The following is a 15,192-nucleotide window of genomic DNA, read 5'->3' as shown; positions in this document are numbered from 1 at the left end:
ACAATCAGTGTATTTGTATCATTTTGGATTAAAAGAATTACCTTTTGGTTTAACCCCAAACACTCAATTTTTCTTGGGTTTGCCTAGCCATCATCAAGCATTACAAACCTTGCTGACAGCGCTAAAAATGGGCGAAGGTTTTATTAAAATTACCGGTGAAGTTGGCACAGGTAAAACCCTGTTATGTCGTAAATTAATGAATGACATGCCGAATGGCTTCATAACGGCTTATATTCCAAACCCTTATTTACAACCGGATGAGTTGAGAATTGCTCTGGCGAAAGAACTAGGAATTAACACTGAGTCGGTTGACTTAAACCAATTAACCCAGCAAATTCAAAACACGCTAATGGAAATTTCTAGCCAAGGTAAAACCGCCCTGCTCATCTTAGATGAAGCACAAGTTTTACCAGACGAAAGTTTAGAAGTGCTGCGGTTGTTTACCAACTTAGAAACAGAAAACAAAAAGCTACTACAACTTGTTCTGTTTGCTCAACCAGAATTAGATGAAAGACTCGATGCACATAAGATGCGTCAAATAAAACAAAGGATCACCTTTTCCTTTAAGTTAGATGGCTTAGCTGAAAATCAGGTACAAGCTTACTTGCATCATAGAATGACAGTCGCTGGGTACCAAGGTATGCCGGTTTTCCCTGAGAAAATTTGCCAGCTTTTATATAAAGCAACTCAAGGCACACCTAGATTGTTAAATGTACTGGCACACAAATGTTTAATGCTGGCCTTTAGTGAAAGTAATAAGGAAGTCACTCTAGACAACGCAAAATCAGCTATATCGGATACCGAATCAACCGCAAGTCAAAGCAAAAAGTTTGAATTTTTAGCGTTAAATACCAAGCAGAAACAAATTGCTCTAGCCAGCGTAGGGTTTGTCAGCTTGATTAGCCTGGGCTTAGTTATAGGGTTAAGCATATGAGCGTGATCAATCAAATGTTGCAGAACTTAGACAAGCAGCCTAAGCAAACTGCCGATGCAGATTACCCTATCTTAGAGGTTGAAAAAAAATTAACCTCTAAATTTAAGCCGCTTGATATCAGCATTATATTTTTACTGATTTCGATAGCCGCTATTCTTGGCTGGTACTTTTATTTTAATCAAGCGACCAAAGTACCAATGGAAGCAAAACACGCTGAACAAAATCCTGCAATAATACCGGTAGAATCGAAAGTTCAAGAACCAGTATCTGAAGCTAAAAAACCAACAAACATAGTTCAAGCTGTGGTTAAAGCCAAAGCTGACACCTCAGCAGAGTCAACAACACAAGCGCCAAAGTTAACGCCACCGTCAACACTAGTAGAACCTAAACTTACACCTAGCCAAACCAAATCAGAGCCGAATAAGCCTTCGAAAAAAGTAAATAACACAGCTAATTCTCAGCCTAAGCAAAAGTCGACGGCCCCAGCGAAAGCCAAAGTGTCCATTGCAGCAACGACTAAAACACCAGAAGAAATAGCTCAAAACAAGTTTAATCAAGCTAAAGAAGCTTTGAGTAAAGGCTTGTTTGTTAAATCTGAACAGCTACTAAAACAAGCTTTAAACTTAAAGCCGGATTTTCATCAAGCAAGAATTACTTGGATGAGTATTAGATACGGTGAGCAAAATTATCCAAGCGCATTGTCGATTTTGCAACAAGGCATACAAGCTTACCCTGAGCATCTAGACTATCCATTTTTAGCCGCTCGAATATTAACTGAAATAGAACAACCAGACGCTGCGTGGCAATTAATTGCAAACCGAACACCAGAAATCAGTATGCACTCAGACTTTTACCAGTTTAAAGCGCTGCTGGCTCAACAAACAGAAAACTGGCAGCCGGCTTTGACAACGTGGCAAGAATTACTCGGCTTAAATCCCAATCAATCAAACTGGTTATTAGGCGCAGCGATAGCTGCAGACCAAATAGACAAAACCCAAGATGCAATTCATTATTATCAGCTTGCCCTAAGTCATTCAGGCTTAAGCCAAGCATCGCTTGAATTTGCGCAGCAAAGATTGTTAGAGATACAACCATGATAAAACCTAAATTAAAAAAACGCTTAGGGGATTTATTGGTTGAAGAAGGTATTATAACCGAAGGTCAACTAACATCCGCACTACAACAACAAAAACAGTCTGGACGCAAACTAGGTGGTACTCTGATTGCCTCCGGTGCTATTTCAGAGCGTCAATTACTGACCTTTTTAGCCCAGCAGTTAAATGTACCATTTTGGGATATTTCTCAACGTCGAATTGATTCCAGTACAGTCCAAAAGATACCAGAAGTACAAGCTCGTCGACATAGGGTCTTGTTGGTCGAGGAATCAGATAAAGAATACACGTTGGGAATGAGTGACCCAGCTGATATTAACGCAATAGATGCGGTTTCTGGAATACTGACCGACAAGTCATTAAAAATTGTTGCGGTGCGCGAAAGCCAAATTTTAGAGTCTTTCGACAATATGTATCGCCGCACGGCAGACATACAATCTTTCGCCTCACAGTTACAAGATGAGTATAACGAAACCGAAGATTTTGAAGTTGGCGGTTTTAGTACTGATGGTGATGAAGAAGAGGCTACAGTCGCCAAATTACTCAATACCATATTCGAAGATGCGGTTCAGGTAAAAGCATCCGATATACATATCGAGCCTGACGAAAAGCAACTTAGAATACGCCAAAGGGTTGATGGTGTTTTACAAGAGTCAGTATTAAACGAAGCCAGAATTGCGCAAGCTCTGGTACTCAGATTAAAACTAATGTCTGGTCTAGATATTTCAGAAAAACGCCTGCCACAAGATGGTCGCTTTAATGTAAAAATTAAAGGCAAAAGCATAGATGTGCGTATTTCAACCATGCCGATTCAGTATGGCGAATCGGTTGTAATGCGTTTATTAGATCAATCAGGCGGGGTATTAACTTTAGATCAAACTGGGATGCCCGATGATATCTTGCAACGTGTGCGAAATGTTATCCATAGGCCAAACGGCATGATATTGGTTACAGGTCCAACAGGTTCAGGTAAAACCACAACGCTTTATGGCGCGTTAAGCGAACTAAACCAAGCCAGTACTAAAATCATCACAGTTGAAGATCCGGTTGAGTATCGCTTACCTAGAATCAACCAAGTCCAAATTAATAATAAAATAAACCTGTCTTTTGCGAGCGTATTAAGAACGGCACTACGCCAAGATCCAGATGTCATCATGGTTGGTGAGATGCGAGATCAAGAAACGGTTGAAATTGGTTTACGCGGCGCATTAACAGGTCACTTAGTGCTATCAACCCTACATACCAATGATGCCATTTCCAGTGCGATTCGCTTAATAGATATGAATGCCCCTGGCTATTTAGTCGCGAGCTCACTCAGGGCGGTTATTGCTCAAAGGTTAATAAGAAGAATTTGTGATGATTGCAAAACGACTTACGAATTAACACCAAGTGAGAAAGTTTGGATGTCTGGACTTGCTGGTGAAAGTGTTGAGCATCAAGCATTCTTCCAAGGCACAGGTTGCCAAAGCTGTAATTACGTGGGGTTTAAAGGCCGAGTTGGTGTTTTCGAGTTTTTAGAACTCGATGAAGACATGATGAATGCATTAAAACGTAATGATACCGAAGATTTTTCTAAAAGAGCTAAATTAAGCCCGCATTATCATTCGCTTGCTCAAGCTGCGCTTGATTATGCCATATTAAGCGTTACCACAGTCTCAGAGGTACTAAAACTGGTTGAAAATATTGCCGAACTCGATCGCCAAGCGCAAACTATTTTAGCTCAAGAGCAGGTCACTGAATAATGGCGAGTTATAGCTACCAAGGTAAAAATGCAGGCAAGCCAGTTAGCGGTCAAATAGAAGCGACTAGCGAAGCCGCTGCAGCTGAAGCTTTAATGAAAAAGCAAATAATGCCTTTATCTATTTCGCTTGAGAAAAAATCATCAAGTGATGGTGGCCAATCATTGGCCAATATAGAGCTTTTTGTGCCTAATGTAACACTCGCTGATTTAGTTATGTTTTCGCGCCAAATGTACTCGCTAGTCAAAGCTGGTATTCCGATAATGAGGGCGATAAATGGTTTAGCGGATACTACAACTTCCGTTAAGCTTAGCCGTACCTTGCAGTTAGTTAATGCAGATCTAGAAAAAGGTAAACCTTTATCAAACGCGATTGCGGCACATCCAAAAGTATTTTCTCGACTTTTTATCAGCATGGTCAGCGTTGGAGAAAACACAGGTAATTTAGATGCAGCGTTCTTGCAACTTTCTTACTATTACGAACAAGAGCAAGAAACTCGTAAGCGAATTCAATCTGCATTACGTTATCCAATAATGGTACTAGTTGCGATTGCAGGTGCTATTTTCGCGATGAACATTTGGGTAATCCCAACCTTTGCCCAAATGTTTAAAAAATTCGGTTCTGATTTACCGACCATGACCAAAATTCTGATATCCAGCTCAAACTTTTTTGTTAACTACTGGTATGTCGTCATAGCTGTTATTTTTGGTGGATTATTCGCAGCAAGGCAATATATAAAAACAGAGTCTGGTGCGGTTAAATGGGATAAATATAAGCTCAAAATTCCAGCGGTTGGCAGTATTATTGAACGCTCGACGTTATCACGCTTTTCACGTTCGTTTTCTATGATGCTCAGTGCTGGGGTTCCACTTACACAAGCACTAAATCTAGTATCTGAGGCTGTCGATAATGCCTATATGTCGCAGCAAGTTCTCAAAATGCGGCGAGGCATAGAAAAAGGCGACAGCTTGCTCAGAACCGCGAATGCAAGTCACCTGTTTACCCCATTGGTGTTACAAATGATTTCAGTCGGAGAGGAAACTGGCAGCATAGACCAGATGCTAACCGAAGTGGCAGATTTTTATGAACGCGAAGTTGATTTCGATTTAAAAAGTTTAACCGCCAAAATTGAGCCTATCTTAATCAGTATAGTCGCAGGTATGGTATTAATTTTGGCACTTGGTATTTTCATGCCGATGTGGAATATGATGAATGTAATTAAAGGCTAAATGTGAAAAACAACCACCAGCATCAATCTAAAATAAAACCAGCCGAATTTGGTATGGGTAGAATTGTGATTGCTGTGGGTATTATGTTTTTACTCATGATGCTTTGGTTAACTAACTTTAAATCAACTGAAAATAGTGCGGTTGAGGTTAGTTTTAATATGGCAGCAAAAGAATTTAGAGATGCAGTCAATTTAGCTCATCTAGAGTGGCTTCGAACTGCAGGGGCAGAGAAAGTTACCTTGTATTCAGACTGGCAAGATGAATCTACAGGCTTAACCTTAAAGATGAATAAACAAGGTTGGCCTAAACTTTCATCACTGAATCAAAGTGGTTGTGAGCAAATATGGTTAGATTTACTAGATAAGCCGTTAAGTATAGTAAAAGAGCCAATTTTGGTTTACTACCGTGAAGAGCATAAACAGACGATTTGTGATTATTTAGTTGGTGATAATATCATTAGCTACAACGCCTCAAGTGGTTTTATTGAGCAAAAATAGTATTTTGGGAGATGGAAATGGCACAACAAATACAAAGAGCGAATTTAACAGCTCAACGCGGTTTCTCGTTAATAGAGTTAGTTATCGTAATCATCATTTTGGGTTTATTAGCAGCAACAGCTTTGCCTAGATTATTAAGTGTCACAGATGATGCTGAAGATGCCACGGTAGAAGGTGTCGCGGGTGGTTTTGCTACTGCAGTTGGTTTAGTTCGCTCACAATGGGAGCTAGATGGACGACCAGCCAGTAATGCGGGAGCAAATGTCGCTACTGTGAGTTTAGATGGTGTGATAGTGGCGGTGGACCCTTTAAAAGGCTACCCAACCGGTGGAGAAAGTGACAATAATTCAAGCTCTAGTGCTTTAACAGATGATGATTGCCAACAAATTTTTATTCGCATTTTACAAAGCTCACCAAAAATAACGACTAGCTTTAGTGGCAATAACAATTCAAATTTTGCCGAAAATGACTACTACACCCAAACTGGCACTAACAGTGGTCAAAGCACTTGCCTTTATTACCTAGTCCAAACCATTAAAAATGGATCTAGTAGCCCAAGTGGCAGTGGTTCAGGCAATGGCTTTGAATACTTGCCACAAACAGGCCAAGTCAGCGTTTTTAGTAACAATTAGTAAGCGAAATATGACGAATTAAGCAATTTTTTAATTAAATGACTAAAAACCATAAAGATTTAATCATTTAACGATAGATAAATTTTATAGAATCAACTAAATTTAAGTTAATACACAGTAGAGGTTAGATATGAAAAAAGCTCAAGGTTTTACCCTAATTGAATTAATCATAGTTATTGTGATTTTAGGTATTTTGGCAGTGACAGCAGCACCTAAGTTTATTGATATTCAAGATGATGCTCATAAGTCAGTCGCTTCGTCGATACAAGGATCTGTTTATTCTATTTCAAACATGGTACATGCAAAATCATTAATCGCTGGTAACAATACATCAGCATCCGCTAATGTTTCGGTAAATGGTAGTAATGTTGCGATAGAATACGGTTATCCTGCACGACAATCAATTGAAGGTCTCATGGAATTACCGGCTGGCTGGACAGATACAAGCTCAGGTACAACTTATACTGCCACAAGAACAGGTACAACTAACTGCACAGTTGTTTATACTGAAACGACAGATGCCGATGTGCCACCAACTGTAGTCGCCACAACAACAGGCTGCTAAAAAACATTTCTAGAATTTAGGATAATAATATGAAGTTCGCACTAAAGGGTTTCACCCTAGTTGAACTTATCGTTGTTATCCTCTTAATCGGCATCTTATCGGTAGTCGCACTACCTAAGATGTCGCTTATCTCTTCAGGTTCAGATCTAGCAGAAGCTCGCTCTCGGCTTATTGCTTTACTCCGCCACACTCAACTGCAAGCTATGCAAAATACCCAAGACACTTGTCATCGAGTTTTGGTTAGTGCTTCCCGTTTTGGTCAAAATACAGATTGCTCCTCTTCAAGTATTCCAACGAGTTTTGAACCAAATTATTTAGGTTTTAGCTCTGCTGAGGACGCGAGTGCTGATATCGTATTTACCGCTAATGGCTCGGCTATTTCTGGTAATTTTGATATTCGTTTTAGCTCGCTAGGTTTACCTTTGGAAGATTGCTCGGTCGGTTGTAGCCTAACGCTAACCGACAATGATGCCTATACCATTACAATAGAGTCTCAAGGTTACATCCACAGATGATGCCTGTTGCTAAGCCGCATAAACACACAAAGCTGACTTCATCAGCTGGTTTCTCGTTAATCGAACTAGTTATTGGTATGCTGGTTATGAGTATCGCTTTAGCTTATTTCACCAATATGCTGACGAATAGCAATAAATTTGTTGCTGATCCTTGGCATCAAGTCAGGGCATCAGAACTTGCTTCTGCTCTTTTGAGCGAAATAAATGCAAAATCTTTTGATGAAAATTCAGATCGAAATGGCGGTTTAATTAGATGCAGCAGTAGTGATACTGGTGCGGTAAATTGCACAAGCCCAGCTAACTTAGGCAGTGACAGTGAATCGAGCCGAGATGATTATGATGATGTAGACGATTATCATGGTTTAACTCAATCTGGAGCCGATATCATAGAAATTGTCACCAGTGGTAACCAAAGTTTATCGGCTAGTTATGCTAACTACCAACTGAGTGTCACTGTATTTTACGATGCGAACTTTGATGGTGTCGACGATGCCGCAATTGGTGCTCATAAATTGATTAGAGTAACAGTGACAGATCCGCTCAATAACCAGATTCAATTTGCTAGCTATCGGAGTAATTACTAATGAAGGTAAAAACTCGAATAGCCAACCACGGCTTTACGCTAATTGAATTGATCATAGTTATCGTTATGCTTGGCATATTAAGTACTTTTACTTTTGGTTTTATTAGTTGGGGCGCGAGATATTATTTGGATGTCAGCGAACGCCAGCTTGTGTTAGATGATAGCCGTTTTATTATTGAGCGACTAACCAGAGAGTTACGCACTGCTTTACCTTACAGTGTCAGAACCCTGACTGACAACGACGAATATGCTTGCATTGAATATGTCCCCATAGTAGCCAGTGGTCGTTATATTGATATTCCTCAAAACCCTGCTGATAGCGACGATATTACAGTTTCTGTGATCAGCCCAACATCAGGTAGCTTAGCGGCAGGTAATCTGTTTAGTGTATTTACCACTTCGGCAAATGAGGTTTATGATTCAAGCAATAACCAAACTTTTACTATAGATAGCGTCAGTGCGATTGCGCTGGATTCTAGCCAAACTGTCAGTTTTTCTTCTGCTATCTCTTTTGATGATATTTCACCCGCGCAAAGATATTACATTTGGTCGACACCTGTAAGTTATTGCTTGGAGCTAAATAGCGACAAATATGATATTTACCGTTACCAGTCTTATGCTGCAACAACGAACCAACTAACTCCGACTCAGTTAAAGGCGGCAAGCAATGTTAGCTATGCGTTAATGGCAGAAAATGTATCCAACTCACTTGCAACTGAAACGCCTTTTCATGTGAATGACAATTCGAGCTTAATTCGCCATGCTCAAATTGCTATCTATTTGGAATTTTCGCGATTAACTGACGATAATGAGAATATGTTTTTCCATCATTTAGTGCAGGTACCTAATGCACCTTAAATTTAGCGCAACTAAACATAGCCAAAAAGGTAGCATGTTAACTTCTGCTATATTCATTATTGTTTTTATGGCGATTATCCTTGCCGGTGTGATGCGCTTAATAAATATAGGTGGCATCAATACCGCATATGAAGTAATAGGCTTGAGGGCGTTACAAGCTGCTCATACTGGGATAGAAGTTGGCTTATCTCGCTATTATCCACTGACAACTTCATCCTCGACTAACTGTACCACTGTCACTACATCAAGCGTTAGTTTACCTAGTACTTATGGTATGTCGGATTGCAGCGTCAGTTTAACTTGTTCAACCAGAGATAATGTCATCGATGGCTCGAGAGATATTATAGAGCTAACCAGTACAGGCACTTGTAGTAGTGGCGACTTTACCACTAGCCGGCAGTTAACCATTGAGGCAATAGAATTATGAGTTGGAAAACGCTCACTAAGGGTCTGGTTTTATGCTTGTTGCTCAATTTTCCTAGCTATTTGTATGCGGCGAGTTGTAGTGATGTGTTTAAGGGTGCTATCGGCTCTAACTACAATCAAGGTGAGCTGACTATGTATAGCAACTCACAAATCATCAATGACCCAGATAACCAAAATTTGCCATTTAAAAAAATAAAATATCAAATAGCAAATAATACCTGCGGTTCAGGTGTCACCTGCGGCATAAGTGGCAGCGCTTCCGATAGCTTAACCATGCCTAGTTATTTAGCCTCAAGCAACACCTCTTGGTATGACTATAACAATGACTCGACAATAAGCTCAGAGCATAATGGTAATGTAAGTGTTAACAGCGGCGTAACCTTAGGCTTTGCTGCTGCGAATAGCGTGTATCGCTTTACATCACTGACGATAAATACAGCCGAAGCCATGCTCTTTCCCCCTGGTGATTATTATTTTGGTTCGTTAACCTTGAATAGTAATGCTTCTATAGTGTTTGATTCGAGCCGAGGTACGGGTGGTGTTAGGTTTCATATTTTAGGTCAACTCACTTTAAACAATGATGGTATCAATAAAAATGGAGACCCTAATGACTTTGCTATTTTCATTCACAGCCAAAATAAAACTAATGGTTTAGTGTTGAATAGCAACTCAGGTGTTACAGGCTTCGTCTATGTTGAGCATAGCAAACAAGGTAATAATATTTATGGTAAAGCCGTCATTAATTCTAATGCCTATGTAAAGGGTCGTTTATCCGTTTCTAGCTTAACTATGAATAGCAGTGCCAGTGTGGAATATGCAGGTGATGCCAATCAAGTTGATATCGGCAGCGCTTGCGAACAAACAAATGTTTCCAGCTGCCCAGTTGCAAGTAGTCAGCTTTCCGATGTAATAATTAATGAAATCCACATTGAAAATAAAAATAACTGGATTGAGCTATATGTTAAAAGCGCTAACAGCGTCGACTTAAATGGTTGGAAGATAAAGGCTAACGGCACGAGTAATGGCAGTCAATTCGAAGCAACTTTGTTTAATTCAAGCACTAGTTTTAATTCAGGCTCTTATATCGTTTTTGAAGATACTCAAAGCCCTCATTTATCCGGTATCACCAACAAATACCAAAATAGTGATATTGAATGGCATAACAACTTTCAAGAAATCTTACTCGTCGACAGTTCTGACAACTTAGTTCATTACCTGCACTACGCCAATAATAATAACAATGCTGATTTATGGAGTGATTGCTTAACTGATTACCCAAATGCAACAACGGATATAGATCCTCCCGGAAATAATGGCACAGCTTGCGCAATAACAGATGGTGAAACGGATACCAATGATTGGAATTCTAACTGTGATCCATCGACACCTGGTAGTTCGAATACTGAAGCCACTACTAGCTTATTACTCCATTATCCATTTGATTCTGGCAGCGGCCAAACCGCAAGCGATAGCAGTGGTAACAATTACGATGCAACCTTTGGTAGCAGTAATAGTTCAGACAACCAAGATCCAACTTGGCAATGTGCTGATAACGGTTATTCTATAAATCTAGATAGCTCGAGTAACCAAAGATTAATCGCCCCTAGTTTTGCCCCACCGGCTAACGGTACTGTGGCATTTTGGTTCAAGATTGACAGTTTTCCTACTAGCCGCCAACGAATTTTTGGTTTTGGCGATGGCTACGAAGCAAGGTGGGAATCAGGTAATACTGTTTATTGGGACATCAACAAAACAGGCAGCAACTCTAGTATCTCAACCACCTTTAGTAACTCAGATTTAGGTGAATGGGTTCACATAGCTATTTTATCTAATGCAAATGATAATACTTGGTCTGTCTATAAAGATGGTGAGTTAGATGATAGCGGCACTGAAGCACTAGCCGCTCAATCCGCTTCAGTCTTTCATTTAGGCGGAAGCAGTTGGAGATCTGGAAGCCAATCTTTTCATGGTTCAATTGACGATTTTAGAATATACACAGGTGCACTGACAGAAGCAGAAATAGACGCGTTAGTAACATTGGACCCAGTGGATTGTGCCGCCACGGTTGATCATTACGAGATAACGCATGACACAAGTGCACTCACTTGTACCAGTGCAGATATTACAGTTAAAGCCTGCGCTGACGCTAATTGTACTTTATATGACCAAGTCACCAATGCGAGCTTAACCAAAACCATTTCGGGTACCACAACTACCGTTGACTCAGCTGCTTTTACAGGCAGTAAATCGATTAGCTTACAGCAAACGAGTGCCGCAACTGTAACTCTAGGCTTAACGAACTTATCGCCATCAGCTCCTGTTACCTGCAATACAAATGGAAACTGTGAAGTTGTCTTTTCAAATTCTGGTTTTGTATTATCCAGCGTGACTAATGGAACTAGCTGCCAAGGTTCAAGTGTGACTATCCAAGCGCTTAAAGATGACGGTGGAGCCACATGTGCACCAGCTTGGGTTGGCGATAGAGATTTAAATATCAGTTTTAGTTACCATACTCCAAACTCAAACGCTTGGGCAACTCAGCTCAATGTCACTGATAAAAATACCACCCATGGAATTAACGCTAATACTAATCAAACAATAGAATTAAGCTTTAATAATTCAGCTGAAGCGACTGCCAACTTTACCTATAACGATGCGGGTCAGCTAACAATAACCGCAAGTGATCCGGATGCAGTATTACAGTCTAGTTCTAGCACCATCTTATTTGCCCCGAGTCAATTTGCCTTAAGTAGCAGTAAAGATGGAATTACATTCGACAATGACACAAGCAATACAATCGCGGCGGATGACTTTTCACTTAAGATTGAAGCTCAATGTAGCAATGGCACCAATACAGCCAACTACCAACCTGGAGATTTAGAAGCTCAGCTAACTAGAACAATCCCGAGTGTGAATGGAATTGACGGTACTTTAACTTATGCCAACTCACAAAGTACCACATCAGATTTATCGGCCAGCTTTGTTAATCTTGCCAGCCTAAGTTTTAGCCAAGGCGTCTACTTATATAACTCTGCACAATACTCAGAAGTAGGTTCAATTCAACTCAGCTTAAGAGATAACAATTATCAAGGTTTAAGCTTCTCAAGTAATACTTTAACTTTAGGTGGCTTTATCCCAGCTAAATTAGAAATATATACCAATGGCGATACTTTACCGTCTGGAGACAGTTTTACTTATGCAGACGAAACTATACTCGGCAGTCTAGATAATCTAATTAATAATACATTTACTTATTTAGGCCAAAGCTTTGGCTATATTACAAATGATGCACCAAGAGTAATGATAATTGCGCTAAATGCAGATAATCAGCCAACCTTTAACTACTCAAGCGTACACTCGACCGCCAACATAAATGCGGATACCAGTAATATCACAGCCAGCGCGACCGATAATGGGATAAATTTAACCTCTAGCTTGGCTAATGGCAGCTTAACTGATAATGGTGATGGTAGTTTTAGTTATCAATTTAGCAGCGCGGATAATTTTATTCATACCAGAGGGGTTAGTGAATTAAGCCAAACCCCGTTCGTCACAAATATTGCTTTAAGTTTCGCAACAAATACCTTCTACGATGCCAGCATAAATAGCATACAAAATACGAGTACGGCTTCGTTTTCACCAGCACAAGCAAATATTAGACTAGGCCGATTAAAAATTGGTTTTAACTACGGACCAGAAACAGATGACCTGAGCCTGCCATTAGAAATTCAATATTTAGATGCAACATCCACTTGGGTGACAAACTCAACGGATAGTCAAACAAGCTTAGCTTCTAGTTTATTTACAATTGGCGGAACAACTCATAACTCGGGAGAGAACTGGGAAGCAAGTTACAGTTTAACGCCTTCAAACCCAAGCCTATTATTGGCCCCATCCAACGCGACTAATGCAGCAGTACCGAGTATCGGCTTATACGACTTTGAGTTTCAGGCTCCCGGTAGCGGTAAGCAAGGTAAACTACCTATCTCAGTCGATTTATCTAGCTTGCCATATCTAAGATATGACTGGGATTCAAACTCAACTTTAGATGATGCCATTAACAGCAGCTTAATTTGGGGCGTATTTAGAGGTAGTGATAAAGTAATTTTTTGGCGTGAGAATTAATTATTTGTTAACAGCCTGTTAGCTCTAAAATTTTCAGTTCGATTAGACTAATACTGCTTGCTAAATAGTTTAAATAATGAGTAGATAAGTACATCAAAATTTTGCAGGAGCTCGATATGACCATAAAGGTTGGAATCACGCACCACGCTGAAAACAAGTACGATAAAGCTATTCAATTAGACCTTCATATATTTAGATTACGCCGAGCTCCACATAGTCGTACACCCATAAAAAATTACCTTCTAAAAATTTACCCCGATAATCATTTTATAAACTGGCTACAAGACTCTGTTGGAAATTATCTGATTCGGGTGGTATTTCCAAAAAAATTAAAAACCAAATAGGGTCTAATACCCTAACTTAAGGTGGTTGGGACTGTAATAGTGACCAATTCGTTATGGCGCTATATCAAAATGCAGTTTCTACTAAATTGGGTATATACTGAAGGATTATTCAATTGTATTACAGCGAATCTCATAATATGCAAAACATGCCAGACTGGCTTGCTCAGTATCTGAAAAATGCAGATCAACATGATGAAGTGGAGCATTACAACGGCGGGAATAGCGAACACTGGGATATACTTTTTAATAAGTTTTCGAATTTAAATAGCAAAGATATTCTATTAAGAACAAATGAAATAAAACGCTTAATTCAAGACGCAGTTGCAACTAAAACCCAAGACTCAGAAGCATTATGGCAACTTGATCCTATGCCTATGATGATTTCTGATTGCGATTGGAAAACAATAGTGTAACGGTCAACTAAATTTGGAGACTGTTTTAGGCACATTTTAATAAATTTGTTTCATACTGAGCTGGAGATATATTTCCTAACTTATAATGTCTTCGTTTTTGATTATAAAATGGTTCAATGTAATTAATAATATCTATTTTAGCCTCTTGTCTAGTTTCATACCGACGGTAGTTAACTCGCTCCGATTTTAAACTTCTAAAAAATCGTTCTGTCACAGCATTGTCTAAGCAATTGCCCGCTCGGCTCATGCTAGATGTAATGCCATTACTTTTTAGCGCTTGTTGAAACGATTCACTGGTATATTGGCAACCTTGGTCGCAATGGAATACAACCTCACCTTTGATATTTCGTTTTTGAACCGCCAAACGCAATGCTCGAATAGTCAGCTCGCTGTTCGGCTTATCCGAAAATGCCCAACTAATGACTCTACGGGAACACAAATCAACAACTACTGCCAAGTATAACCAACCTTGCTGTGTTCGAATGTAGGTGATGTCGCCAGACCAATAAGTATTTAATTTTTCAGGGTTAAATTGTCTATTCAATATATTCGGTGCGATAACCGAAGCTTTTTGACCATTTGAATATTTATGCGGCTTTGGCCGCTTAGCAATCAAGCCCAGCTTCTTCATGCAACTTCTAACTTTTTCTATTCCAATATCGAAACCTAAATCCTTCAATTCTGCCATCATTCGACGCTTGCCATACGTTGCATCCATTTCATGATGAACATGCTTCATCGCCGCTTCTAACCTGAGTTTATTGGCATTAATCTCTTTGGGTTTAATTCGATAATAAAACGAACTTGGTGCGATATCTAAACTCTGACAAATTTGCTTAATGTTATAGCCTGCCTTCTTCAAACCTACCGCAACTTGTTGCCGCTGTTCATTTCCATAGCGAAGAAGGCGGAAGCCTTTTTTAGCAGTTGGTTATCACTTTGAAGTTGTTTAACTTGTTTTTCTAGCTCTTGAATGCGCTTTTGTTCTGGCGTTATTGCGCCAGCCTTGGGTGTAAATCCTTGTTGTTCTTTTTTGTATTGGCTAACCCAACGTTGAATTGATGATAACCCAACTTGCATAGCATCGGCTGCATCTTGATGTTTGTAACCTTGGTTTATCACTAGGTCGACACATTCTAGTTTAAATTCTGGTGTAATATTTCTGGGCATTTTGGACCTCACTAGTTGTATTGAATAATACCTCTAAACAAGTCTCCAAG

General features: G+C 39.7%; 16 protein-coding genes. 14 read left to right on the top strand and 2 right to left on the bottom strand.

What is annotated here, in order from left to right; all coding sequences use genetic code 11:
- The first annotated feature begins 7 nt into the window (after window positions 1–7).
- The 14 genes from XM47_RS06180 to XM47_RS06115 all read left to right on the top strand — a co-directional run bounded on the left by XM47_RS06180 (window position 8) and on the right by XM47_RS06115 (window position 13,972).
- A complete protein-coding gene (locus XM47_RS06180; RefSeq protein ID WP_048690795.1) occupies window positions 8–934 on the top strand; it encodes an ExeA family protein in 927 nt (308 codons plus the stop codon).
- The gene (locus XM47_RS06175) at window positions 931–2,031 is read left to right on the top strand and encodes a hypothetical protein (protein WP_048690793.1); all 1,101 of its coding nucleotides are present in this window, start codon (window positions 931–933) and stop codon (window positions 2,029–2,031) included. Before XM47_RS06180 ends, XM47_RS06175 begins: the two co-directional genes overlap by 4 nt.
- Entirely contained in the window at window positions 2,028–3,788 is a 1,761-nt protein-coding gene (locus XM47_RS06170; RefSeq protein WP_048690791.1) for a GspE/PulE family protein, read from the top strand. Before XM47_RS06175 ends, XM47_RS06170 begins: the two co-directional genes overlap by 4 nt.
- Window positions 3,788–5,014, top strand: a complete 1,227-nt coding sequence (locus XM47_RS06165) for a type II secretion system F family protein (RefSeq protein WP_048690790.1) — start codon at window positions 3,788–3,790, stop codon at window positions 5,012–5,014. Before XM47_RS06170 ends, XM47_RS06165 begins: the two co-directional genes overlap by 1 nt.
- Window positions 5,015–5,016: 2 nt before the next feature.
- Entirely contained in the window at window positions 5,017–5,511 is a 495-nt protein-coding gene (locus XM47_RS06160; RefSeq protein WP_048690788.1) for a hypothetical protein, read from the top strand.
- 17 nt (window positions 5,512–5,528) lie between these two features.
- On the top strand, window positions 5,529–6,143 hold the full coding sequence (locus XM47_RS06155) for a prepilin-type N-terminal cleavage/methylation domain-containing protein (RefSeq protein ID WP_172656507.1): 615 nt from the start codon (window positions 5,529–5,531) through the stop codon (window positions 6,141–6,143).
- A 130-nt stretch (window positions 6,144–6,273) separates the two neighbouring features.
- Entirely contained in the window at window positions 6,274–6,708 is a 435-nt protein-coding gene (locus XM47_RS19445) for a prepilin-type N-terminal cleavage/methylation domain-containing protein (protein WP_048690785.1), read from the top strand.
- A 29-nt stretch (window positions 6,709–6,737) separates the two neighbouring features.
- Entirely contained in the window at window positions 6,738–7,223 is a 486-nt protein-coding gene (locus XM47_RS06145; RefSeq protein WP_048690783.1) for a type II secretion system protein, read from the top strand.
- Window positions 7,220–7,807, top strand: a complete 588-nt coding sequence (locus tag XM47_RS06140) for a type IV pilus modification PilV family protein (protein ID WP_048690782.1) — start codon at window positions 7,220–7,222, stop codon at window positions 7,805–7,807. The genes XM47_RS06145 and XM47_RS06140 overlap by 4 nt, the downstream gene beginning before the upstream one ends.
- Window positions 7,807–8,664 (top strand): type II secretion system protein, encoded by an 858-nt coding sequence (locus XM47_RS06135; RefSeq protein ID WP_048690781.1) that lies wholly within the window; start codon window positions 7,807–7,809, stop codon window positions 8,662–8,664. Before XM47_RS06140 ends, XM47_RS06135 begins: the two co-directional genes overlap by 1 nt.
- On the top strand, window positions 8,654–9,091 hold the full coding sequence (locus XM47_RS06130) for a hypothetical protein (RefSeq protein ID WP_048690779.1): 438 nt from the start codon (window positions 8,654–8,656) through the stop codon (window positions 9,089–9,091). Before XM47_RS06135 ends, XM47_RS06130 begins: the two co-directional genes overlap by 11 nt.
- A complete protein-coding gene (locus XM47_RS06125) occupies window positions 9,088–13,215 on the top strand; it encodes a DUF6701 domain-containing protein (protein WP_048690777.1) in 4,128 nt (1,375 codons plus the stop codon). The genes XM47_RS06130 and XM47_RS06125 overlap by 4 nt, the downstream gene beginning before the upstream one ends.
- A 116-nt stretch (window positions 13,216–13,331) precedes the next feature.
- Window positions 13,332–13,559, top strand: a complete 228-nt coding sequence (locus XM47_RS06120; protein WP_048690775.1) for a transglutaminase N-terminal domain-containing protein — start codon at window positions 13,332–13,334, stop codon at window positions 13,557–13,559.
- 113 nt (window positions 13,560–13,672) lie between these two features.
- Window positions 13,673–13,972, top strand: coding sequence for a hypothetical protein (locus XM47_RS06115; RefSeq protein WP_149865465.1), 300 nt, complete (start codon window positions 13,673–13,675; stop codon window positions 13,970–13,972).
- A 25-nt stretch (window positions 13,973–13,997) separates the two neighbouring features.
- Here the strand turns inward: XM47_RS06115 and XM47_RS06110 are convergent, their stop codons facing one another.
- Window positions 13,998–14,834, bottom strand: a complete 837-nt coding sequence (locus tag XM47_RS06110) for an IS3 family transposase (protein WP_048690771.1) — start codon at window positions 14,832–14,834, stop codon at window positions 13,998–14,000.
- A gap of 2 nt (window positions 14,835–14,836) precedes the next feature.
- A complete protein-coding gene (locus tag XM47_RS06105) occupies window positions 14,837–15,142 on the bottom strand; it encodes a transposase (RefSeq protein WP_048690769.1) in 306 nt (101 codons plus the stop codon).
- Between the last annotated feature and the right edge of the window lie 50 nt (window positions 15,143–15,192).

The organism is Catenovulum maritimum (assembly GCF_001050375.1).
GTDB lineage: Bacteria > Pseudomonadota > Gammaproteobacteria > Enterobacterales > Alteromonadaceae > Catenovulum > Catenovulum maritimum.
The sequence above is the reverse complement of the archived record's forward strand: the minus strand, read 5'-3'. Positions and strand labels throughout refer to the sequence as shown.